The sequence below is a fragment of the Escherichia sp. HH26CH genome, from assembly GCF_009820205.1.
GTDB lineage: Bacteria > Pseudomonadota > Gammaproteobacteria > Enterobacterales > Enterobacteriaceae > Escherichia > Escherichia coli_F.
In genome coordinates this window covers 45787-69138 of the sequence record NZ_VNXM01000066.1, presented here as the reverse complement: position 1 = coordinate 69138, position 23352 = coordinate 45787, and the positions used below count along the sequence as shown (strand labels likewise).

Sequence of the window (23352 nt, the reverse complement as noted above, 5' to 3'; positions counted from 1 at the left end):
TTGCAGATTGCGTTACCTCAAGAGTTGACATAGTGCTCGTTTGCTTTTAGGTTAGCGACCGAAAATATAAATGATAATCATTATTAAAGCCTTTATCATTTTGTGGAGGATGATATGGATACGTCACTGGCTGAGGAAGTACAGCAGACCATGGCAACACTTGCGCCCAATCGCTTTTTCTTTATGTCGCCGTACCGCAGTTTTACGACGTCAGGATGTTTCGCCCGCTTCGATGAACCGGCTGTGAACGGGGATTCGCCAGACAGTCCCTTCCAGCAAAAACTCGCCGCACTGTTTGCCGATGCCAAAGCGCAGGGCATTAAAAATCCGGTGATGGTTGGGGCGATTCCCTTCGATCCACGTCAGCCTTCGTCGCTGTATATTCCCGAATCCTGGCAGTCGTTCTCCCGGCTGGAAAAACAGACTTCAGCCCGCCGTTTCACCCGCAGCCAGTCGCTGAACGTGGTGGAACGTCAGGCAATTCCGGAACAAACTACGTTTGAACAGATGGTTGCCCGCGCCGCCGCACTTACCGCCACGCCGCAAGTCGACAAAGTGGTGTTGTCACGGTTGATTGATATCACCACTGACGCCGCCATTGATAGTGGCGTATTGCTGGAACGGTTGATTGCGCAAAACCCGGTTAGTTACAACTTCCATGTGCCGTTAGCTGATGGTGGCGTCCTGCTGGGAGCCAGCCCGGAACTGCTGCTGCGTAAAGACGGCGAGCGTTTTAGCTCAATTCCGTTAGCCGGTTCCGCGCGTCGTCAGCCGGATGACGTGCTTGATCGCGAAGCGGGTAATCGTCTGCTGGCGTCAGAAAAAGATCGCCATGAACATGAACTGGTGACTCAGGCGATGAAAGAGGTACTGCGCGAACGCAGTAGTGAGTTACACGTTCCATCCTCCCCACAATTGATCACCACGCCGACGCTGTGGCATCTCGCAACACCCTTTGAAGGCAAAGCGAATTCGCAAGAAAACGCACTGACTCTGGCCTGTCTGCTGCACCCGACCCCCGCGCTGAGCGGTTTCCCGCATCAGGCCGCGACCCAGGTGATTGCTGAGCTGGAACCGTTCGACCGCGAACTGTTTGGCGGCATTGTCGGTTGGTGTGACAGCGAAGGTAACGGCGAGTGGGTGGTGACCATCCGCTGCGCGAAGCTGCGGGAAAATCAGGTGCGTCTGTTTGCCGGAGCGGGGATTGTGCCTGCGTCCTCACCGTTGGGTGAATGGCGCGAAACGGGCGTCAAACTTTCTACCATGTTGAACGTTTTTGGATTGCATTAAGGAGCGAGGATGAGCATTCCATTCACCCGTTGGCCGGAAGAGTTTGCCCGTCGCTATCGGGAAAAAGGCTACTGGCAGGATTTGCCGCTGACCGACATTCTGAACCGTCATGCCGCAAGCGACAGCATCGCGGTCATCGACGGCGAGCGTCAGTTGAGTTACCGGGAACTGAATCAGGCGGCGGATAATCTCGCCTGTAGCTTGCGTCGTCAGGGCATTAAACCCGGTGAAACCGCACTGGTACAACTGGGTAACGTCGCTGAATTGTATATTACCTTTTTCGCACTGCTAAAATTGGGCGTTGCGCCGGTGCTGGCACTGTTCAGCCATCAGCGTAGTGAGCTGAACGCATACGCCAGCCAGATTGAACCGGTGTTACTGATTGCCGATCGCCAACATGCGCTGTTTAGCGGGGATGATTTCCTCAATACATTTGTTGCAGAGCACTCCTCCATTCGCGTGGTGCAGCTGCTGAACGACAGCGGTGAGCATAACTTGCAGGATGCGATTAACCATCCGGCAGAGGATTTTATTGCCACACCGTCACCTGCCGATGAAGTGGCCTATTTTCAGCTCTCCGGCGGTACCACCGGCACACCGAAACTGATCCCACGCACTCACAATGACTATTACTACAGCGTACGTCGTAGCGTCGAGATTTGTCAGTTCACGCAACAGACACGCTACCTGTGCGCGATTCCTGCGGCCCACAACTACGCCATGAGTTCGCCAGGATCGCTGGGCGTCTTTCTCGCTGGCGGCACGGTCGCTCTGGCTGCCGACCCCAGCGCCACGCTCTGCTTCCCATTGATTGCAAAACATCAGGTGAACGTCACCGCGCTGGTGCCACCAGCAGTCAGCCTGTGGTTACAGGCGCTGACCGAAGGTGAAAGCCGGGCGCAGCTTGCCTCGCTGAAACTGTTACAGGTCGGTGGCGCACGTCTTTCTGCCACGCTTGCGGCGCGTATTCCCGCAGAGATTGGCTGCCAGTTACAGCAGGTATTCGGCATGGCGGAAGGGCTGGTGAACTACACCCGTCTTGATGATAGCGCGGAAAAAATTATCCATACCCAGGGCTATCCAATGTGTCCGGATGATGAAGTGTGGGTTGCCGATGCTGACGGAAATCCACTGCCGCAAGGGGAAGTTGGACGCCTGATGACGCGCGGGCCGTACACCTTCCGCGGCTATTACAAAAGTCCACAGCACAATGCCAGCGCCTTTGATGCCAACGGTTTTTACTGTTCCGGCGATCTGATCTCTATTGATCCAGAGGGGTACATCACCGTGCAGGGGCGCGAGAAAGATCAGATCAACCGTGGCGGCGAGAAGATCGCTGCCGAAGAGATCGAAAACCTGTTGCTGCGCCATCCGGCGGTGATCTACGCCGCACTGGTGAGTATGGAAGATGAGCTGATGGGCGAAAAAAGCTGTGCTTATCTGGTGGTAAAAGAACCACTGCGTGCGGTACAGGTGCGTCGTTTCCTGCGTGAACAGGGTATTGCCGAATTTAAATTACCGGATCGCGTGGAGTGTGTAGATTCACTTCCGCTGACGGCGGTCGGGAAAGTCGATAAAAAACAATTACGTCAGTGGCTGGCGTCACGCGCATCAGTCTGAAGGAGAGAACACGATGGCTATTCCAAAATTACAGGCTTACGCACTGCCGGAGTCTCACGATATTCCGCAGAATAAAGTCAACTGGGCCTTTGAGCCGCAACGTGCCGCGTTGTTAATCCATGATATGCAGGACTATTTTGTTAGCTTCTGGGGCGAGAACTGCCCGATGATGGAGCAGGTGATCGCGAATATTGCGGCACTACGCGACTACTGCAAACAGCACAATATTCCGGTTTATTACACCGCCCAGCCGAAAGAGCAGAGCGATGAAGATCGGGCGCTGTTGAATGATATGTGGGGGCCGGGCCTGACCCGTTCACCGGAACAGCAAAAGGTGGTGGATCGCCTGACGCCAGATGCTGACGACACGGTGTTGGTGAAGTGGCGCTACAGCGCGTTTCATCGTTCTCCGCTGGAACAAATGCTCAAAGAGAGTGGACGTAACCAACTGATTATAACCGGGGTGTACGCCCACATTGGCTGTATGACCACCGCAACCGACGCATTTATGCGCGATATTAAACCGTTTATGGTGGCAGATGCGCTGGCCGATTTCAGCCGTGACGAGCATTTGATGTCGCTGAAATATGTGGCCGGACGTTCTGGCCGGGTGGTGATGACCGAAGAATTGCTGCCAGCACCTATCCCCGCCAGCAAATCGGCGCTGCGTGAGGTGATCCTGCCGTTGCTGGACGAGTCCGATGAGCCGTTCGATGACGACAACCTAATTGATTACGGTCTGGATTCGGTGCGCATGATGGCGCTGGCGGCGCGCTGGCGCAAAGTGCATGGCGATATCGATTTTGTCATGCTGGCGAAAAATCCGACCATCGATGCCTGGTGGAAGCTACTCTCCCGCGAGGTGAAATGATGGATTTCAGCGGCAAAAATGTCTGGGTAACCGGCGCGGGGAAAGGTATTGGCTACGCCACGGCGCTGGCATTTGTTGAGGCCGGAGCGAAAGTTACAGGTTTTGATCAAGCGTTCACTCTGGAGCAATATCCCTTTGCGACCGAAGTAATGGATGTAGCCGACGCTGCGCAGGTGGCGCAAGTGTGTCAGCGACTGTTAGCGCAAACGGAGCGACTGGACGTGCTGGTCAATGCGGCGGGAATTTTGCGCATGGGCGCGACCGATCAGCTCAGTAAAGAGGACTGGCAGCAGACTTTTTCGGTCAACGTCGGTGGCGCATTTAACTTGTTCCAGCAGACCATGAACCAGTTTCGCCGTCAGCGGGGCGGGGCGATTGTTACTGTGGCGTCCGACGCTGCACACACGCCGCGTATTGGTATGAGTGCTTACGGTGCGTCGAAAGCGGCGCTGAAAAGCCTGGCGTTGAGCGTCGGGCTGGAACTGGCGGGTAGCGGTGTGCGCTGTAATGTGGTTTCCCCGGGGTCCACCGACACCGATATGCAACGCACGCTGTGGGTGAGTGATGACGCCGAAGAGCAGCGTATTCTCGGCTTTGGCGAGCAGTTTAAACTCGGCATTCCGCTGGGGAAAATCGCCCGTCCACAAGAGATCGCCAACACGATTTTGTTCCTCGCCTCTGACCTCGCCAGCCATATCACCCTACAGGATATTGTGGTAGATGGCGGCTCAACACTGGGGGCATAAGCATGATCTGGAAACGCCATATAACGCTCGACGAACTGAACGCCACCAGCGATAACACAATGGTGGCGCATCTTGGAATTGTGTATACCCGTCTGGGCGATGATGTGCTGGAAGCCGAAATGCCGGTTGATACCCGTACTCATCAGCCGTTTGGCCTGCTGCATGGCGGCGCGTCGGCGGCGCTGGCGGAAACCCTGGGATCGATGGCCGGATTTATGATGACTCGCGACGGACAGTGCGTGGTGGGCACGGAGCTTAACGCCACACATCATCGCCCGGTGTCTGAGGGAAAGGTACGCGGCATCTGCCAGCCGCTGCATCTTGGGCGGCAAAATCAGAGCTGGGAAATCGTTGTTTTCGATGAGCAGGGGCGGCGTTGCTGTACTTGTCGGCTGGGTACGGCGGTTTTGGGATGAACCCGACAGAATGAAATGAGATTGCAGGAAAACTCAGTTAACGAAGTGATCAAGTTAACATTGTTAAGTTAAATATTGGTTTCAACTCCGATTTACATAGTTGCCGTGTTGTTAAATTGCACAAAGATGTTATAGAAACAAAATGTAACATCTCTATGGACACGCACACGGATAACAACTATGAACAAATCAGGGAAATACCTCGTCTGGACAGTGCTCTCTGTAATGGGAGCATTTGCTCTGGGATACATTGCTTTAAATCGTGGGGAACAGATCAACGCGCTGTGGATTGTGGTGGCGTCGGTCTGTATCTATCTGATCGCTTACCGTTTTTATGGTCTTTATATTGCCAAAAATGTATTGGCGGTTGACCCGACGCGTATGACGCCAGCGGTGCGCCATAACGACGGGCTGGACTATGTGCCGACGGACAAGAAAGTGCTGTTCGGTCACCATTTTGCGGCTATTGCCGGAGCAGGCCCGTTGGTGGGGCCGGTACTGGCGGCGCAAATGGGCTACCTACCGGGGATGATCTGGCTACTTGCCGGGGTGGTTCTCGCCGGTGCGGTGCAGGATTTCATGGTGCTGTTTGTTTCCACGCGCCGTGACGGTCGCTCGCTGGGCGAGCTGGTTAAAGAAGAGATGGGGCCAACCGCCGGGGTGATTGCGCTGGTGGCCTGCTTTATGATCATGGTCATTATCCTTGCAGTACTGGCGATGATCGTGGTGAAAGCCCTGACTCATAGCCCGTGGGGAACGTATACCGTTGCGTTCACCATTCCGCTGGCGCTGTTCATGGGGATTTACCTGCGCTATCTGCGTCCGGGCCGCATTGGGGAAGTGTCGGTGATTGGCCTGGTATTCCTTATTTTCGCCATTATCTCTGGCGGCTGGGTGGCAGAAAGCCCGACCTGGGCACCGTACTTTGACTTTACCGGCGTGCAGCTGACCTGGATGCTGGTGGGTTACGGTTTTGTGGCGGCGGTTCTGCCGGTGTGGTTGCTGCTGGCTCCGCGTGACTACCTCTCTACCTTCCTGAAAATCGGGACTATCGTCGGTCTGGCGGTAGGCATTTTGATTATGCGTCCGACGCTGACCATGCCTGCGCTGACCAAGTTTGTAGATGGCACTGGTCCGGTATGGACCGGTAATCTGTTCCCGTTCCTGTTTATTACTATCGCCTGTGGCGCGGTGTCTGGCTTCCATGCGCTGATCTCTTCCGGCACCACACCGAAGATGCTGGCGAACGAAGGTCAGGCGTGCTTTATCGGCTACGGTGGGATGTTGATGGAATCCTTCGTGGCGATTATGGCACTGGTTTCTGCCTGTATCATCGATCCGGGCGTGTACTTCGCGATGAACAGCCCGATGGCGGTGCTGGCTCCGGCGGGGACGGCGGATGTAGTGGCATCTGCTGCGCAGGTAGTGAGTAGCTGGGGCTTTAGCATTACGCCAGATACGTTAAATCAGATTGCCAGCGAAGTGGGTGAACAGTCGATCATTTCCCGTGCGGGCGGTGCGCCGACCCTGGCGGTGGGGATGGCCTACATTCTGCACGGCGCGCTGGGTGGCATGATGGATGTGGCGTTCTGGTATCACTTCGCCATTTTGTTTGAAGCACTGTTTATTCTGACGGCGGTGGATGCGGGTACGCGTGCTGCGCGCTTTATGTTGCAGGATCTGCTGGGCGTGGTTTCTCCGGGCCTGAAACGGACCGATTCACTGCCTGCTAACCTGCTGGCAACGGCGCTGTGCGTGCTGGCTTGGGGTTACTTTCTGCATCAGGGCGTGGTCGATCCGCTGGGCGGTATTAACACTCTGTGGCCACTGTTTGGTATTGCCAACCAGATGCTGGCAGGGATGGCGCTGATGCTTTGTGCTGTGGTGCTGTTCAAAATGAAACGTCAACGTTACGCCTGGGTGGCGCTGGTACCAACGGCCTGGCTGCTGATTTGTACCCTGACCGCAGGCTGGCAGAAAGCGTTTAGCCCGGATGCGAAAGTCGGTTTCCTGGCGATTGCTAACAAGTTCCAGGCAATGATCGACAGCGGCAATATTCCGTCGCAGTATACTGAGTCACAACTGGCGCAACTGGTGTTCAACAACCGTCTGGATGCCGGATTAACCATCTTCTTTATGGTGGTTGTGGTGGTTCTGGCGCTGTTCTCGATTAAGACGGCACTGGCGGCATTGAAAGAGCCGAAGCCAACGGCGAAAGAAACGCCGTATGAGCCGATGCCGGAAAATGTCGAAGAGATCGTGGCGCAGGCGAAAGGCGCACACTAAAGTCAGAGTGAGGGGGGATGTTGGCGTAGTGCCTGGGGTTCCCCCTCACCCTAACCCTCTCCCCGGTGGGGCGAGGGGACTGACCGAGCGCGTTGATAGCACTCTCTCAGCAACCTGTTTACCGGAGGTATTGATGTTTGATTCACTGGCAAAAGCCGGAAAATATTTAGGTCAGGCGGCGAAACTGATGATTGGTATGCCTGATTACGACAACTATGTCGAACATATGCGGGTTAACCATCCTGATCAAACACCGATGACCTACGAAGAGTTTTTCCGGGAGCGGCAGGACGCGCGCTACGGTGGAAAAGGCGGCGCGCGCTGCTGCTAAATTTGTACGTCAGGCTTTAAACGATTCCACTTTTTCGAACGCTGCACGCAAGGTATCTGGTGTCAGCGTGACTGGCAGATAATGAATGGATTCCACCGGACGTAGGGTGTGGGCAATCATTTTGTTGATCTCCACCTGATTATTGATATCCACTTCCAGCTCCGCCAGCGTAGTCGGCAGATGAAAACGCTGATACGCCCCGGTTAATTGCGCCAGCACATCATCCTGACCCAGCAAGGCGCTTTGCACCAGAATTCCGTAGGCGACTTTGGTGCCGTGGAGAAACTTCTCGGTTTGTGGCAGTACAGTCAGACCGTTATGCACGGCATGGGCCGCCGCCACACGCGTAAAACGATCGCCCAGACCACCGACCATTCCGCCTCCGGCGATAATCGCATCGACCACATCGCAAAATGATTGCGTTAACTGCTGATTTTGCTGATCGGCAAGCGCCTGTTCGCTACTGTTTAACAAGACGTCGCGAATGACCTGCGCATTATTGATTCCCAGCCGTACGGTTAGCGGCAGCGTTTCTGGCTGAGGAGCCAGCACCACCGCTTCATACCATTTCGCCAGCGTGTCACCGATTCCTGCCAGCAGATATTCTTGCGGCGCATTGAGGATTATCTCCGGTTCCACCAGCACCATAAAATTGGCGTCGTCAAAAATCTCATAATGTAGCGCCTGTCCGGCATCGTTGTACCAGACAGAGAGTGGTGTCCAGGCAGCGCAGGTAGCGGCAATCGTTGGAACGGCAACAAACGGCAGACCGAGACGGCGGGCGAGGGCTTTCGCGGTGTCGAGCAGTGCGCCGCCGCCGACGCCAATCACCACGCTGCGATCGTCACCGGACTCAGCCGCCAGTTGTTGCACATTGCTTTCACTGCAATGACCGCGAAACAAAATATGCTTTGCTCCTGGCAGTTCAAACGCCGATGGAAGTTTGGTTTGCGCCGCGGCAAGTGCACGTTCACCGTAGATCCACACTGCGCGAGAAAGTTGTTCATCAGTGAAAAAATCATGCAGGTGATTGAGACTGCCGGGATGAGAAAAGTAGTTAGCAGGGCCAACGACGACGCGGATAGGATTGTGAGGCATGTTGTGTTGTCCTTATTGTTTTATTTAGACATCTAAACGTCTTGATTGCCAAATACTAGCATCGTGTTATAGTGGCTTCAACACGCAACTTTGTCAGGCACAATAAAAATGACAAATAACCCTCTGATTCCACAAAGCAAACTTCCACAACTTGGCACCACTATTTTCACCCAGATGAGCGCACTGGCGCAGCAACACCAGGCGATTAACCTGTCACAAGGCTTTCCTGATTTTGATGGTCCGCCCTATTTGCAGGAACGGCTGGGGTACCACGTTGCCCAGGGAGCAAACCAATACGCGCCTATGACTGGCGTGCAGGCCTTGCGCGAGGCGATTGCTCAGAAAACGGAACGGCTGTATGGCTATCAACCAGATGCCGACAGCGATATCACCGTAACAGCAGGGGCGACGGAAGCGCTGTACGCAGCGATTACTGCATTGGTGCGCAATGGCGATGAAGTGATTTGCTTTGATCCCAGCTATGACAGCTACGCCCCCGCCGTCGCGCTTGCGGGTGGAATAGTGAAACGTATTGCACTGCAACCACCGCATTTTCGCGTGGACTGGCAGGAATTTGCCGCATTGTTAAGCGAGCGCACCCGACTGGTGATCCTTAACACCCCGCATAACCCCAGTGCTACTGTCTGGCAGCAGACTGATTTTTCCGCTTTGTGGCAGGTAATTGCCGGGCACGAGATTTTTGTCATTAGCGATGAAGTTTACGAGCATATCAACTTTTCACAGCAGGGCCATGCCAGTGTGCTGGCGCATCCGCAACTGCGTGAGCGGGCGGTGGCGGTGTCATCGTTTGGCAAGACCTATCATATGACCGGCTGGAAAGTGGGCTATTGCGTTGCGCCTGCGCCCATCAGCGCCGAGATCCGCAAAGTGCATCAGTATCTGACTTTTTCGGTGAATACCCCGGCGCAGCTGGCCCTTGCCGATATGCTGCGAGCAGAACCTGAACACTACCTTGCGTTACCGGACTTTTATCGCCAGAAGCGCGATATTCTGGTGAACGCCTTAAGTGAGAGTCGGCTGGAGATTTTACCCTGCGAAGGCACTTACTTTTTGCTGGTGGATTACAGCGCGGTTTCTTCGCTGGATGACGTTGAGTTTTGCCAGTGGCTGACGCGGGAGCATGGCGTGGCGGCGATCCCGCTGTCGGTATTTTGCGCCGATCCCTTCCCCCATAAGCTCATTCGTCTCTGTTTTGCCAAGAAGGAATCGACGTTGCTGGCGGCAGCTGAACGCCTGCGCCAGCTGTAATTATTTTACTGTCCAGGCGCGGGAATATTGACGGTCAGCAAATAACTCTTGCAGGCCGTTAATTTGTTTCAGGCGCAACACTTCGTCGCTGTCCATACCCAGCTCTTTGCCGATTTTATTGTCGTCCCATCCTAACTGGCTGAGTTCACGAACGATTTCTGACATGGCTGTGATTTGGTGGCGTCCACGAGCGCGGTTATGACGAATAGTCGCGGCGATGCGTTCGTTACGTGTTCCTTCCAGACAGGTGACCGGTAAATATCCTTTTAATCGCATTTTTAACGTGTTAGAGCCTTTACCAATTTCATGACGGTGAAAGCCATCTACGATTTCCAGAGCATTTTTATCTGTGTGCGTAACCACAATAGGTTGGGTAAAACCATCTATTTCAATGGATTTTTGTAACAGTTTTTTCTCGGGCGGTGCCACATTGTTTGGGTTGTAATCATTTGGCATAAGTTGGCTGTTTTTAACCCACAGAACACAATCTACTGGCTCTTCACGAAAGGGGCTAACCTGATGGATCGCCAGGCGGATTTCGTTAATCGCTTTGATGCGATCGTCTTCCGGCAAGCTGGCGAGAAATTGGGTTAAATCCTGCGTTAATTGTTGTTGCATAGTATTCCCCACTCCTGACGTTTTACTTTTATCCGTTCGTTATAACGCTGATAATTCTTCGCTTTGGTTGGGCTAAATGATAATGCCCGACACCAGTAATCGTTATTCAGTAACACCTTGCAAATTCGCCGCCAGGAGGGGATATCTTTCGCGCCAATGTCCCCGTGCTGGGTCTGTGGCACCTCGACACCTTTTTTCTGATACCAATGCAAGTAAATGGCAATTTTGTTGCGGTAATGCTCAGCCGTTTTCTCCGGCATGCTATCAAGCAGCAATAATGCATACTCTTGCCAGTCTAAATGCTCTGGTTTGAGGATTTTCCGATGACCATAAAAATGATTGTCATGTCCGGCGTAAATGCCGCCACTTTTTACCCCGCTAACTCGTGCGCACATAGCAGCCCAGCGATCCGGTTCGATAACGTGATAGAGCCATAATCCTTGCCGTTGCTCCGGGCCAAAAGGTTCGCAAATTCGCATATGACGCAGGGGGGCGCCTGCCTGATACATGATATTATACAATGGGTTACATAGGGCTTTATGATTAGCATACCAGGTCCAGATATCAGCTACTTTCCAGTCGTAGATGGGGTAAATGTACCAGCTGTGACCGCCTGGTGCGGCTGTGGTCCAGGGCTTATCATCGGCAAAACGTTGTTTACTTAAACTGGCGATGGCGACAAAACGGTTGTAGGACTCATCCGCACGGATGCCGATCATCATCGCCGCCGGACGTTTTTGTGAAAACCATTCGGCAAACTCACGTACAAATTGTTCGAAGGTCATGCCTGGCTGGTAAAAGGAGAAAAAGTCAGGATCGGTTATCGCTTCTTGCGGGGGCTGACGCACCCATTCGACATCAGATTCCCAGCACTGCCATTCTGGTTGGTATTGTGAAAGGGAATTTTGCGTCTTGAGTGGGAGTGCTACCCAGTAAAACTCTTCAATAACGTCGGCATACAACTCGCGTAACGACTGTACATAGTCGATGGTACAAGAGAACTGTGCTTCCCAGTCGATAAACAAAACGCAGATTTTTTTTCCCAATTTTCTGGCAAGTTCGGCGGTAAGATGCAGCATTAATCCGGAATCTTTACCCCCCGAAAAAGAAACGCAAACACGGGGCAAGGTGTTAAGTGTCCAGGTAATACGTTCCTGTGCAGCTTCTAAAATATTCAGCGGAAGAGGGATTTTATAAATAGACATCTGAAAACGCTCTCTGAACGTTACTGGGTGACTTGTGAGATGAATCCGCTAATTATAGGGTAAACGAAGCAAGATAGAGCACATTATTTTATATTTATACAATAAATTCATTGATGAAAAATATAACATTCTCCATTGATGATTAATTAGAAGCTATCATTTAAGCGGTCTATGAAACGGGAGAAGACCAGATTGTTTAACGAGTATTTGTTATAGGAAATATAAAGCTTGACCGCAGGAAGCGGATGTTTCAACTTTATTTCTTTTAGTTTCAGAAAATTGCGATGTAAATCGTACAGCTCGGTAGGGACAATTCCCAATAAGTCAGTAACAGAAATGCTATTAATTATGGTGAGTAAAGAGGAGCTGCGAAACGAAATTTTACGGTTCATAAATCGTTCGTCTATGTCTACTTGAATTTCATCAATTCCTGCTGATTTAGATATTAGCAGGGTGAATTCTTCGGCCATAATTTGTTCATGGGTACTGGTATCAGTAATACGAGGATGTTTATTGCTACAAATAAGAGAATTGCGAATGGTGTGTAATGGCATACAGATGACGGAGCGGCTAATCACCGGCTGTAGCGTGATTGCCAGGTCAGCTTTGCGTTGAACTAACAATTCTTCAGCGTTTTCAGCTGAAAGCAGTATGTCGTGGCATTCTATATCGATTGAAGTATCTTGTCTTAGACAGCGGATTAGCATGTTGTTATTACTACAAGAAATAAGCTGAGGACCGTAGATAATAAAATTTTTCTTCAGCTCAGACTTATTAACGATATTGATCGTTTGTTCAAGGCCTCGGAGATTTTTCTCAAGATGGTGATGCAGATTTAACCCTGTTGTAGTCGGCGCGATACCTTTCCCTGAGCGGATGAATAACGGGTCATTAAATTGCGCGCGTAAACGTTGTAACGACTGACTAACGGCAGATGGCGTTATATATAATGATTCTGCTGCTTTGCTAATGCTGAGGTGTTGATAAATGCACTCAAATATGACCAGTAAATTGAGGTCGAATTTTTTTAAATCATAAAGATTAGCCATAACATACTCCGTTATATTATCTTGTCCATGAATCATTCTTGTAATCAATGATTCTACTGTTTTATTTATATTTGTTATGTTTTATTACTTAACTCTGGATTAAGTTTTTCTAAAGTAACACAGTTGTCTGGAGGGGAAGAAGCAATTCATGCGTTTTTAGAATGGTTGAAAAGCAAGGATGTATTTCAACCACCCATGAATTATCTTCTATTTATTTTCCATAATGATATTAAGCGTTTTCTGATCGGGCAACCCCACGGCCTGTTGCAGCGTATTTTCCTTACTCATGTAATAGATAGCCGGTGTGACATTTGCCCCCAGATCGTCCATGAGTTTCTCGTTGTCGCTTAACACTTTCATTTGCTCTGTACTTACGTTTGTAGGCACATTTAGCTTAAGTTTTCCGCCAGAGGCTTCATATTCTTGCCAGGTTTTTGCGGGATCTTTAGAGGCCAGAATTGCCGCGGCTGTCGCCGGACTTTCTGGTTTGATAACCCCAACCAACAATGTTCTCAACTGTACTTTGCCAGAATCAACCCACGGGCGCGCCTGCTGCCAGAACTGTTTACAATATGGGCAGAACGGATCGGCGAAAACGTAGACTATGACTGGCGCGTCTTTTTTACCGTCGAGGAGCCAGTGCGATTGTTCCATCCGTTGCCACATTTCGCGTCCGGCTGGCGCATAAATTTCTTTTTCGATAAGCATGTTACTCAGGTTTTCACCTTTCTCGTTGTACATGTAACCAGAGATAGCGTGCTTACCATCTGGAGTCAGGTAGATGGTGACGCCCATATCCTGATACTTTCCGAGATAACCTTTCATTCCGCCGGGGGCATCGAACGTTTTGATGATCTTAATGCCCTGTTTTTCAATCGCTTTTACCGGAGCAGGAAGTTCCTCTGCAAAGGCGATTGCAGGAAGCAGAGCCAGTAAAAGTATCTTTTTTAACATTAATTTGTCCTTTTCAGTCAGTGCAAAAGTCGGGTAAAAGGCATAACCTATCACTGTCATAGGTAAGAGCTTAGATCAGGTGATTGCCCTTTGTTTATGAGGGTGTTGTAATCCATGACGTTGTTGCATTTGTAAGGGCAACACCTCAGCCTGCAGGCAGGCGCTGAAGATACCAAAGGGTAGTTCAGATTACACGGTCACCTGGAAAGGGGGCCATTTTACTTTTTATCGCCGCTGGCGGTGCAAAGTTCACAAAGTTGTCTTACGAAGGTTGTAAGGTAAAACTTATCGATTTGATAATGGAAACGCATTAGCCGAATCGGCAAAAATTGGTTACCTTACATCTCATCGAAAACACGGAGGAAGTATAGATGTCCTTGATTAACACCAAAATTAAACCTTTTAAAAACCAGGCATTCAAAAACGGCGAATTCATCGAAATCACCGAAAAAGATACCGAAGGCCGCTGGAGCGTCTTCTTCTTCTACCCGGCTGACTTTACTTTCGTATGCCCGACCGAACTGGGTGACGTTGCTGACCACTACGAAGAACTGCAGAAACTGGGCGTAGACGTATACGCAGTATCTACCGATACTCACTTCACCCACAAAGCATGGCACAGCAGCTCTGAAACCATCGCTAAAATCAAATATGCGATGATCGGCGACCCGACTGGCGCCCTAACCCGTAACTTCGACAACATGCGTGAAGATGAAGGTCTGGCTGACCGTGCGACCTTCGTTGTTGACCCGCAGGGTATCATCCAGGCAATCGAAGTTACCGCTGAAGGCATTGGCCGTGACGCGTCTGACCTGCTGCGTAAAATCAAAGCAGCACAGTACGTGGCTTCTCACCCAGGTGAAGTTTGCCCGGCTAAATGGAAAGAAGGTGAAGCAACTCTGGCTCCGTCTCTGGATCTGGTTGGTAAAATCTAAATTTCCTTCGTCTTTCGCGCTACCAACTCCGGCGCGAAATAGTTCGGAAATTCACCTAATTCTTCGGGTGCTGCGGCACCCGATTTTCTTCCCCGCACCATGATGCAAGCTGCATCCAGGTAGCCGCAGAGGCCGCTTGCATGATGATGTTTAAAGCCCAGGAGATAAACATGCTCGACACAAATATGAAAACTCAACTCAAGGCTTACCTTGAGAAATTGACCAAGCCTGTTGAGTTAATTGCCACGCTGGATGACAGCGCTAAATCGGCAGAAATCAAGGAACTGTTGGCTGAAATCGCAGAACTGTCAGACAAAGTCACCTTTAAAGAAGATAACAGCTTGCCGGTGCGTAAGCCGTCTTTCCTGATCACTAACCCAGGTTCCAACCAGGGGCCACGTTTTGCAGGTTCCCCGCTGGGCCACGAGTTCACCTCGCTGGTACTGGCGTTGTTGTGGACCGGTGGTCATCCGTCGAAAGAAGCGCAGTCTCTGCTGGAGCAGATTCGCCATATTGACGGTGATTTTGAATTCGAAACCTATTACTCGCTCTCTTGCCACAACTGCCCGGACGTGGTGCAGGCGCTGAACCTGATGAGCGTACTGAACCCGCGCATCAAGCATACGGCAATTGACGGCGGCACCTTCCAGAACGAAATCACCGATCGCAACGTGATGGGCGTTCCGGCAGTGTTCGTAAATGGGAAAGAGTTTGGTCAGGGCCGCATGACTATTTCCGAAATCGTCGCCAAAATTGATACTGGCGCGGAAAAACGTGCGGCAGAAGAGCTGAACAAGCGTGATGCTTATGACGTATTAATCGTCGGTTCCGGCCCGGCGGGTGCAGCGGCAGCAATTTACTCCGCACGTAAAGGCATCCGTACCGGTCTGATGGGCGAACGTTTTGGTGGTCAGATCCTCGATACCGTTGATATCGAAAACTACATTTCTGTACCGAAGACCGAAGGGCAGAAGCTGGCAGGTGCGCTGAAAGTTCACGTTGATGAATACGACGTTGATGTGATCGACAGCCAGAGCGCGAGCAAACTGATCCCGGCAGCGGTTGAAGGCGGCCTGCATCAGATTGAAACAGCTTCTGGCGCGGTACTGAAAGCACGCAGTATTATCGTGGCGACCGGTGCAAAATGGCGTAACATGAACGTTCCGGGCGAAGATCAATATCGCACCAAAGGCGTGACCTACTGCCCGCACTGCGACGGCCCGCTGTTTAAAGGCAAACGCGTAGCGGTCATCGGCGGCGGTAACTCCGGCGTGGAAGCGGCAATCGACCTGGCGGGTATCGTTGAGCACGTAACTCTGCTGGAATTTGCGCCAGAAATGAAAGCCGACCAGGTTCTGCAGGACAAACTGCGCAGCCTGAAAAACGTCGACATTATTCTGAATGCGCAAACCACGGAAGTGAAAGGCGACAGCAGCAAAGTTGTTGGTCTGGAATATCGCGATCGTGTCAGCGGCGATATTCACAACATCGAACTGGCCGGTATTTTCGTCCAGATTGGTCTGCTGCCGAACACCAACTGGCTCGAAGGCGCAGTCGAACGTAACCGCATGGGCGAGATTATCATTGATGCGAAATGCGAAACCAACGTCAAAGGCGTGTTCGCTGCGGGTGACTGTACAACGGTTCCGTACAAGCAGATCATCATCGCCACTGGCGAAGGTGCCAAAGCCTCTCTGAGTGCTTTTGACTACCTGATTCGCACCAAAACAGCATAAGAAGAAGTAAGATTCACCTGCAATTGCTTAGCCGCCGGGGTCAAACCTGGCGGCTTTTTTATTGCAATAAAAAGCCCCGCCGGGATGGCTCCGGGCAGGGCGACATAAATACTTTTATCTATTAGCGAACGACCAGCACCGGCAGATTGGCGTGGCGGATAACGCTTGAGGCGTTAGAACCTAACAGATGGGTCGAAATCGATGGGTTGCGCGAACCGATAACGACAACATCAGCCCCCAGTTCTTCTGCCAACTCATTGACTTCATCCCGCACGCTACCAAAACGGACATGTTGTTTAATGCGGGAAGGATCGATGGTGAAGTGGCTGACCATCGTTTGCAAACGTTCTTCTGCTTCATGTTGCAGATGCTCTTCAAAACGACGTACATCAGCGGCAAAACGGTGCAGGCTCAGGCTGGCTGAGCCTGGTAGCACGTGAAGTAGATGAATAACTCCGTCATCCTGGGCGAGGAATTCAGCGTGGCGAACAGCTTTGTCGCTCAATTCCATTTCGAAAACATCCACTGGCATAATGATTGTTTTGTACATAAGCATTCTCTCCTTGTTTTTGCATGTATACATAACAGCACATTATTGATTATGAATCTATGATTTGCGAGGCTGATTCGATCTGAATTTGCGATTGATCTGGAAAATAAATAAAACCAGGTACTACCAGCGTTGTTCAAGGTATAGCACTGCAGCAACAATAATAGCTGCTATGAATATATAAAACGCAGTGATACTGAGAGCTTCGCTCATATGGGGTTCCGCAGATGAATAACCAGTTCAGATTAGAATGCTGTGCTTAAGAGCAAAATGATAAATCTGGTTGATATTTGAGCGGAAAGAGGATGCGAGTGCATCCTCTGGGCAAAGCGAGTTGTCGCTTGTGCAGATGGGATTAAAGCAGGTAGTCGCCAGCAGCTTCTGGCTGGTATTCGAGTTCCAGCACTTCAAGGTGGGTTGCAACGCCGCCCGGAAGTTCCCAGTGAATGGAATCGCCAACGCGCAGCCCCAGCAGTGCGGCACCTACCGGAGCCATAACAGAAAGCTGAGTATTGCTGTCAGTCATTTTAGCCGGATACACCAGCGTGCGCACACGCACTTCGCCATCGCTAAGATTGCGGAATTTAACCCGGCTGTTCATTGTCACCACGTCGTGTGGCATCTCTTCTGGCGAACACATTTGGGCGCGATCCAACTCTGCGTTTAACGCGTCGGCGATTGGCAAACCAGCATAGGCAGGTTGCTCCAGCAGAATATCGATGCGTTCGGCATCCAGGTCGTTAATGATGATAGTTGGTCTGGACATTTTTACTCCATGTCGTCGGTACTGCGAGTGTCGCAGATAAACATACCCAAAAGAAAACCCTCACCGTCAGGCGGCGAGGGTTTAACTCACATGATGATACTGACTGTTGCTCACTCTTTGAAGTGATTTGCATCACATTCAGGGAATTCCTCAATGCAGCGCATTATGTATAAATCTTAATCGTCATGGTTTATGGAAGACGAATTAGCGTGTTTTGTACATCAGAGGATTAATAACCCGCTTTATCAATCACAAAGGTTTTGCCACAGTTGCCTGGGTGTGGTTGTGGCAAGAATGAGTTTGCAGAAAGCGGAGCGTTGATGGCGTCAGCTTTGATTGAAATCTGAATTTCAGTCAAATACGCAGGGTTACCCTGGCACGTTAGCTTAACGGCTTTCACGTTCTCTTTTCCCCAGCTTTTGGCAAAGGCGGCATCAAAATCACGGCGGCTCACTGTTTTACCGTAGTTATCCGCAAGAAATTTTCCGGTTTCGCTCTCTTTAATTTCTTGATTCAGACGTACCATCGTGCCGAAGTAAGCGTCCGGATCAAAACCAAAGCAGACGCCGTGTTTGGCATATTCGTAACGTTCCAGGCAGGAACGACCGCCAGCTCCCGGCATGACTTCATTTAGTTTAGCTGCCGTTTCCAGCGATAACCCGGTTTCCGGCGATGAACACATCCGGCTGGCGCGTGCTTCTGGCAGATTCGGGATTGGGCGAGTAGCGCAACCGAAGCGCATCCAGCGGCGTTCATCAACACCACGGGCAGCAACCGATTTAGGCAATCCTGGCCATAGACCATGTACGGTCAGAAAATCAGCTTTGTTGGTCGTTTCGGTTTGCAGGCGACATTCATCTCGTTCGTTACGATTTCGATCGTGTTGACTCTGGCAAAATCCGGTTTGCCAGGAGAGGGCCAGGACATAGCGATCAAAATCGCCATACTGTTTTGCCTGCAACGCCACGGCGTTGGCAGAAGAGAAGGGAAGCAGAGAAACCGCGAGCAACGCGGCGTTACGCCAGAATGCTTTCATAATGGGTGTGGAACTCATACATACACTGAATACTATCTATTAAATCATAAAAAAGCCCGCCAGGTGGGCTTACCTGGCGGGCGTGATGATTTATTCAGCGTTTGGCGAACGTATTAGTTCCACATGGCGAGAATCGGCCAGCCAACCAACAGCAACATAGAGATGTAAATCACCCCGAAGATTGCACCAAGTCGCCAGTAATCTTTTGATTTCACATAGCCGCAGCCGTAAATAATCACCCCAGGACCGGTTGCATACGGCGTCAGACAGCCCATGATACCGATAGACAGCACCAGCAGGATACACAGTTGTTCCATTGGTACGCCCGGAATACCTTTACCGACGGCCAGAATAACCGGCAGCATGGTTGCGGTGTGCGCAGACAGGCTGGCAAACAGGTAGTGCGCAAAGTAGAACACCAGAACCAGTACAATCACCGTTGCGTTTGGTGAGAATCCTTCCAGGTGCGTACTCATGGTACCGGCGAACCAGTCAATAAAGCCAGAACGAGTCAGGCCATTAGCCATCACAACCAAAGTTGCCAGGTTGACCAGCGTGTTCCATGCGCTGTTATAGCGGGTAATGTCTTTCCACGGCACAACGTGCAGGGCCAGCATTAGCGAAACTGCCAGCAGACCTACCGCAGTAGCATTAATGACTTCACTGCCAAATACCCACAAACCTAAGCTGAGCAATACAAGGCCAATCAGCGTCCACTCTCTGCGTGTCAGCGCACCCATGGTTTTTAGTTCATCACCCGCCCAGGTTGCTACTTCTTCACTGTGTGTGATTTCCGGTTTGTAAAGCACGTAGGAAAGCCACGGCGCAATGATAAGTAAGATAACGCCAACCGGCAGGAAGCAGAGGAACCACTGCAACCAGCTAATCTGGATGCCGGCAATTTTGCTGACGAACTCCAGACCCAGCACGTTTGGTGCCGCACCGGTGACAAACATGGACGAACTCAGACTGGTACTAATGACCATCATCCACATCAAATAGCCGCCAATACGACGCGCGGACGGATCGTTCGGGAATGATTTAAACAGCGGCGGCAGGTTTTTAATGACCGGAAAAACCGTACCCCCGGTACGCGCGGTGTTGGACGGTGTAAACGGTGCCAGCAGAATGTCGATAATGACTATCGCATAACCTAACGTCAGCGTGCGTTTGCCCATGAATTTCACCAGGAAAAGGGCAATGCGACGACCTAACCCGGAAACTTCATACCCTAATGCAAAAATAAATGCGCCAAATACCAGCCATACCGTGGTGCTGGAAAAACCAGCCAGACCCCATTTCAGCGCCTGTTTTTGCGCATTAAACGCTGGGTCAGCTAATTCTTTGGCATCAAAGAGAAGGTAATTACTGCCAATAACGCAAATAGTAACCGCAATAAAACTGATCGCTGTTGCCGGAATTGGCTCGAGGATCATGCCGACAATCATTGCCACAAACACAGCGAAGTAATGCCATGCCTGCGGTGGCATACCGTCGGGGACAGGGATAAGAAACATGACGCCCATCACCACCAGTGGGGCCAATAGTTTCCATATATTATCTTTTGCTAAAGACATACGGGTTCTCCGAAAATTAATATTTCCAAATTTATCAAGTGCTTAAATAATTAAATCTGTGCTAAAAACCAGGTAAGGATCAGCAGGTCGGCACTGCCGCCTGGACTGAGATTTCGTTCGATACACTCCCTGTCGAACTGCCGGAGATAATCGAGATCGGCGGGGGTTCGGATGCCCCCTTTTTGCAATAATGTTTGCGCCTTGCGCTGTAGCCAGCGCAGGCCCCCCTCGCCACCGCGCGATGCAACGTTGGTATCGCCGTTGATCGCCATCAGTAGGAGTAAGGTATCGAGCAATGCCAGTTCAGGATCTAACCCCTGATCCAGCAGAGTGAGGTAATGCGGCAGGGCGTGGTTGATCACCAGTGGATAACCCGCTTCGGCTTCACCGCGTGCGCCGGTAAGGCCTAGCTGCTGGTACAACCGTTGACCTGCCGTCAGTTGTGAATTATTGGTACGCAGTTCGCGATCGGTCAGGCCACGGCAGAAACTTGCCGCCGTCGCACAAATGGTTATTGGCGTTACCGACTGGTTGAGTTGAAGCAAACGGCCAATTGCCGCACACAGTAGCCCTAAAGAAAAAATGCTGCCTTTATGCGTGTTTACGCCCGCAGTGGCGCGGAACATATCACCTTCGCAAGCCATACCAATTGGGCGTAATCCGTGGAGTACCGCTTCTGGTGCCATTTCAGCACTACAGGCACCAAATTCAATGAAACGGGGTAACCAGCCCTGAATCGCCAGCGCGCTGCGGTGGAAATCTTCCAGTGCCATATCTTTGTGCGCACCGCAGTTAATGCGATCCACGAGGCCTGGTTTCGGTGACAGATTGACTTCAGTCAGCATGGCGCGCCAGCCCAGCAGGGCGTACTCATCGATTAATGACGTCGCAAGCTTTGTGGTTTTAGTTGACGTTGCAGGCATCGACATCGTTCAGCAGCGCCTCCATGCGGTTGAGTAAATCGGTCAGTTGATGGGTTTTTCCACGCGCGCAAACAGCTGCGCTTTGCTCGCACAACAGGCAGCGGCGAGGCGGCAGTGAATAGTCGCGGCGGGAGAGAATTTCGCCTTCGGGTGTCAGGACATCGATATCCCATAACCGCCCGAGAGGATGACTATGTTCAAGCTCAATGGTGGCGAGCTTGAGGTCGCGAGCCGGGGCGGCAATGCTCAACATGCCCTCCGGCCCGCTGGCGGAAACCAGTGCAGCCTGCTCCTGAATTTGCCAGCCCTGTTTTGCGGCTAAGGCACGCAAGGCTGTCACGCCATGATTAAAAATTCGGCGTGTGACCTCGCTGTCTTTAATCGGCCCAGGCGCAACCACGGTAAAGGAGACCAGTGGAACAGGATGGCGCTTGAGCCAGACGTGTTGCCGTGCTTGCCTTTCATCCCGGCTGACGAGCAGCTCGGGAATTGACACCGCATGGTGGCTGGCGAGTTCAGGAAGCAGGTGCATGGCTTATTCCTTCACCTGATGCACAACATCGATCACCGAGCCATCGCGGTAACGCACAACGGCAACGACGCGGTCGGTGAATTCAATCGGCTGTGGTTCACCGGTCAGCAGACGCGCACGTTCACGCAGCCACTCAATAGAAACCACTTTGATCCCCGCTTCCTGCAGACGTTCTGCCAGTTCCGGACGTGCCGGGTTAACTGCGATACCGTGGTCTGTGACCAGAATATCGACACTGGAGCCCGGGGTGATGCAGGTCAGCACGTTATCCACCAGCGTCGGAATACGACCGCGTACCAGCGGCGCGACGATGATGGAAAGCGCAGAGGCAATCGCGGTATCGCAGTGACCACCGGAAGCGCCACGCAGTACGCCGTCAGAGCCGGTCAGCACGTTAACGTTGAACTGGGTGTCAATTTCCAGCGCGCTCAGTACCACCACGTCGAGACGATCAACCGATGCACCTTTTGAACCCCAGTTAGCGTACTGGTTGGCGCTGATTTCGATGTGATTGGGGTTACGGGCCAGCGATTGTGCAGCGTGGCTGTCAAAGCTCTGCACATCCAGCAGTTTGCGGATCAGACCTTTTTCGTGCAGATCAACCATCGTTGCGGTAATACCACCGAGGGCGAAGTCAGCGCGAATATCGCGGCTACGCATTTTGTCTTCCAGGAAACGGGTTACCGCCAGCGATGCGCCGCCGGTGCCGGTCTGCATGGAGAAACCTTCTTTGAAGTAGCCAGAGTTAACAATCACATCCGCAGCGCTACGGGCAATAAGCAGTTCGCGCGGGTTAGTGGTCATACGGGTAGCACCAGCGCCGATTTTTGCAGCATCGCCAACGCGATCAACTTTGACGATCAGATCAACCTGATCTTGCTCAATGCTTGCCGGATTATGCGGATAAGGCAGCAGTTCTTCGGTAAGCATCACGACCTGTTTTGCGTTGTCGGCATCAACCATTGCATAGCCGAGGGAGCCGCAGCAGGCTTTACCGGTGTAGCCGTTGGCATTACCGAATTCATCACAGGACGGGACGCCGAGGAAAGCCACGTCGATATTCAGTTCGCCGCTCTGTACCAGATGCACACGTCCGCCGTGAGAGTGGATTTGCACCGGTTCCGCCAGCAGACCACGGGAGATTTCTTCCGCCAGTGGACCGCGCAGGCCAGAGGTATAAATGCGGGTAACCACGCCCTGGCGAATGTGTTCTACCAGCGGCGCATGGCAATCACTCAGGGAGCTGGAGGCCAGAGTCAGGTTTTTAAAGCCCATCTTCGCGATGACGTCCATCACCATATTGACGGTCAGGTCACCGCCACGGAAAGCGTGATGGAAGGAAACCGTCATGCCGTCCTGTAAACCAGAGCGACGAATCGCTTCTTCCAGGTTGGCGCACAGTTTGCGATCGCGCGCTTTTTCAGCCTGGTAGGTTTGCTTTGGCGAGTTCTGGAAAGCGGCAAGATCGCATTCAGCGCGACGATTCCAGGCCGCTACCCGTTCTTGTCGTTGAGATTGTTCAATTTTCTGCGTCATTTTGATTG

The 23352-nt window shown here is 51.8% G+C and carries 23 protein-coding genes; 10 read left to right on the top strand and 13 right to left on the bottom strand.

What is annotated here, in order from left to right:
• Positions 1–114 precede the first annotated feature (114 nt).
• The 7 genes from entC (at position 115) to FQ015_RS21405 (ending at position 7560) form a co-directional block, all read left to right on the top strand.
• The gene (gene entC / locus FQ015_RS21435) at positions 115–1290 is read left to right on the top strand and encodes an isochorismate synthase EntC (protein ID WP_160524478.1); all 1176 of its coding nucleotides are present in this window, start codon (positions 115–117) and stop codon (positions 1288–1290) included.
• Positions 1291–1299: 9 nt separating this feature from the next.
• Positions 1300–2910, top strand: a complete 1611-nt coding sequence (gene entE / locus FQ015_RS21430; protein ID WP_160524477.1) for a (2,3-dihydroxybenzoyl)adenylate synthase EntE — start codon at positions 1300–1302, stop codon at positions 2908–2910.
• A 13-nt stretch (positions 2911–2923) separates the two neighbouring features.
• A complete protein-coding gene (gene entB, locus FQ015_RS21425; protein WP_160524476.1) occupies positions 2924–3781 on the top strand; it encodes an enterobactin biosynthesis bifunctional isochorismatase/aryl carrier protein EntB in 858 nt (285 codons plus the stop codon).
• The gene (entA, locus tag FQ015_RS21420) at positions 3781–4527 is read left to right on the top strand and encodes a 2,3-dihydro-2,3-dihydroxybenzoate dehydrogenase EntA (RefSeq protein ID WP_160524527.1); all 747 of its coding nucleotides are present in this window, start codon (positions 3781–3783) and stop codon (positions 4525–4527) included. The genes entB and entA overlap by 1 nt, the downstream gene beginning before the upstream one ends.
• Positions 4528–4529: 2 nt before the next feature.
• On the top strand, positions 4530–4943 hold the full coding sequence (gene entH / locus FQ015_RS21415) for a proofreading thioesterase EntH (RefSeq protein ID WP_160524475.1): 414 nt from the start codon (positions 4530–4532) through the stop codon (positions 4941–4943).
• Positions 4944–5123: 180 nt separating this feature from the next.
• On the top strand, positions 5124–7229 hold the full coding sequence (cstA, locus tag FQ015_RS21410; protein WP_001043157.1) for a pyruvate/proton symporter CstA: 2106 nt from the start codon (positions 5124–5126) through the stop codon (positions 7227–7229).
• Between the two features lie 133 nt (positions 7230–7362).
• Positions 7363–7560 (top strand): YbdD/YjiX family protein, encoded by a 198-nt coding sequence (locus FQ015_RS21405; protein WP_000460431.1) that lies wholly within the window; start codon positions 7363–7365, stop codon positions 7558–7560.
• Between the two features lie 9 nt (positions 7561–7569).
• On the opposite strand, the gene hcxA is transcribed toward FQ015_RS21405, so the two are convergent.
• A complete protein-coding gene (gene hcxA, locus FQ015_RS21400) occupies positions 7570–8658 on the bottom strand; it encodes a hydroxycarboxylate dehydrogenase HcxA (RefSeq protein WP_160524474.1) in 1089 nt (362 codons plus the stop codon).
• Between the two features lie 108 nt (positions 8659–8766).
• Here hcxA and ybdL point away from each other — a divergent pair, with 108 nt between their 5' ends.
• Positions 8767–9927, top strand: a complete 1161-nt coding sequence (gene ybdL / locus FQ015_RS21395; protein ID WP_039021068.1) for a methionine-oxo-acid transaminase — start codon at positions 8767–8769, stop codon at positions 9925–9927.
• On the opposite strand, the gene FQ015_RS21390 is transcribed toward ybdL, so the two are convergent.
• The 4 genes from FQ015_RS21390 to dsbG all read right to left on the bottom strand — a co-directional run bounded on the left by FQ015_RS21390 (position 9928) and on the right by dsbG (position 13753).
• Positions 9928–10557 carry an IbrB-like domain-containing protein gene (locus FQ015_RS21390; protein WP_000528558.1) on the bottom strand — a complete coding sequence of 210 codons (630 nt, stop codon included), beginning with the start codon at positions 10555–10557 and terminating at the stop codon, positions 9928–9930.
• Positions 10530–11750 carry a phosphoadenosine phosphosulfate reductase gene (locus tag FQ015_RS21385; RefSeq protein WP_160524473.1) on the bottom strand — a complete coding sequence of 407 codons (1221 nt, stop codon included), beginning with the start codon at positions 11748–11750 and terminating at the stop codon, positions 10530–10532. Before FQ015_RS21385 ends, FQ015_RS21390 begins: the two co-directional genes overlap by 28 nt.
• Before the next feature lie 146 nt (positions 11751–11896).
• Positions 11897–12799 (bottom strand): DNA-binding transcriptional repressor CitR, encoded by a 903-nt coding sequence (citR, locus tag FQ015_RS21380; RefSeq protein ID WP_001353365.1) that lies wholly within the window; start codon positions 12797–12799, stop codon positions 11897–11899.
• A 207-nt stretch (positions 12800–13006) separates the two neighbouring features.
• Positions 13007–13753, bottom strand: a complete 747-nt coding sequence (gene dsbG / locus FQ015_RS21375) for a thiol:disulfide interchange protein DsbG (RefSeq protein WP_039021070.1) — start codon at positions 13751–13753, stop codon at positions 13007–13009.
• A 371-nt stretch (positions 13754–14124) separates the two neighbouring features.
• Here dsbG and ahpC point away from each other — a divergent pair, with 371 nt between their 5' ends.
• Complete coding sequence (ahpC, locus tag FQ015_RS21370; RefSeq protein ID WP_000052796.1) at positions 14125–14688, top strand: alkyl hydroperoxide reductase subunit C; 564 nt, start codon at positions 14125–14127, stop codon at positions 14686–14688.
• Between the two features lie 170 nt (positions 14689–14858).
• On the top strand, positions 14859–16424 hold the full coding sequence (ahpF, locus tag FQ015_RS21365) for an alkyl hydroperoxide reductase subunit F (RefSeq protein WP_160524472.1): 1566 nt from the start codon (positions 14859–14861) through the stop codon (positions 16422–16424).
• 121 nt (positions 16425–16545) lie between these two features.
• Here ahpF and uspG read toward each other — a convergent pair whose 3' ends face one another.
• The 8 genes from uspG to citF form a co-directional block, all read right to left on the bottom strand.
• Entirely contained in the window at positions 16546–16974 is a 429-nt protein-coding gene (gene uspG / locus FQ015_RS21360; RefSeq protein ID WP_000278505.1) for a universal stress protein UspG, read from the bottom strand.
• Between the two features lie 123 nt (positions 16975–17097).
• Positions 17098–17187 carry a small membrane protein YldA gene (gene yldA, locus FQ015_RS24785; protein WP_349813939.1) on the bottom strand — a complete coding sequence of 30 codons (90 nt, stop codon included), beginning with the start codon at positions 17185–17187 and terminating at the stop codon, positions 17098–17100.
• 142 nt (positions 17188–17329) lie between these two features.
• Complete coding sequence (rnk, locus tag FQ015_RS21355; RefSeq protein WP_000089731.1) at positions 17330–17740, bottom strand: nucleoside diphosphate kinase regulator; 411 nt, start codon at positions 17738–17740, stop codon at positions 17330–17332.
• Positions 17741–17969: 229 nt separating this feature from the next.
• Positions 17970–18776, bottom strand: coding sequence for a ribonuclease I (gene rna / locus FQ015_RS21350; protein WP_105278178.1), 807 nt, complete (start codon positions 18774–18776; stop codon positions 17970–17972).
• 113 nt (positions 18777–18889) lie between these two features.
• Positions 18890–20353 carry a citrate/succinate antiporter CitT gene (citT, locus tag FQ015_RS21345; RefSeq protein WP_000050323.1) on the bottom strand — a complete coding sequence of 488 codons (1464 nt, stop codon included), beginning with the start codon at positions 20351–20353 and terminating at the stop codon, positions 18890–18892.
• A gap of 50 nt (positions 20354–20403) precedes the next feature.
• Complete coding sequence (gene citG, locus FQ015_RS21340) at positions 20404–21282, bottom strand: triphosphoribosyl-dephospho-CoA synthase CitG (RefSeq protein WP_000062467.1); 879 nt, start codon at positions 21280–21282, stop codon at positions 20404–20406.
• Entirely contained in the window at positions 21257–21808 is a 552-nt protein-coding gene (citX, locus tag FQ015_RS21335; RefSeq protein ID WP_000550422.1) for a citrate lyase holo-[acyl-carrier protein] synthase, read from the bottom strand. Before citX ends, citG begins: the two co-directional genes overlap by 26 nt.
• Before the next feature lie 3 nt (positions 21809–21811).
• Positions 21812–23344 (bottom strand): citrate lyase subunit alpha, encoded by a 1533-nt coding sequence (gene citF, locus FQ015_RS21330; protein ID WP_000192245.1) that lies wholly within the window; start codon positions 23342–23344, stop codon positions 21812–21814.
• Positions 23345–23352: the final 8 nt, after the last annotated feature.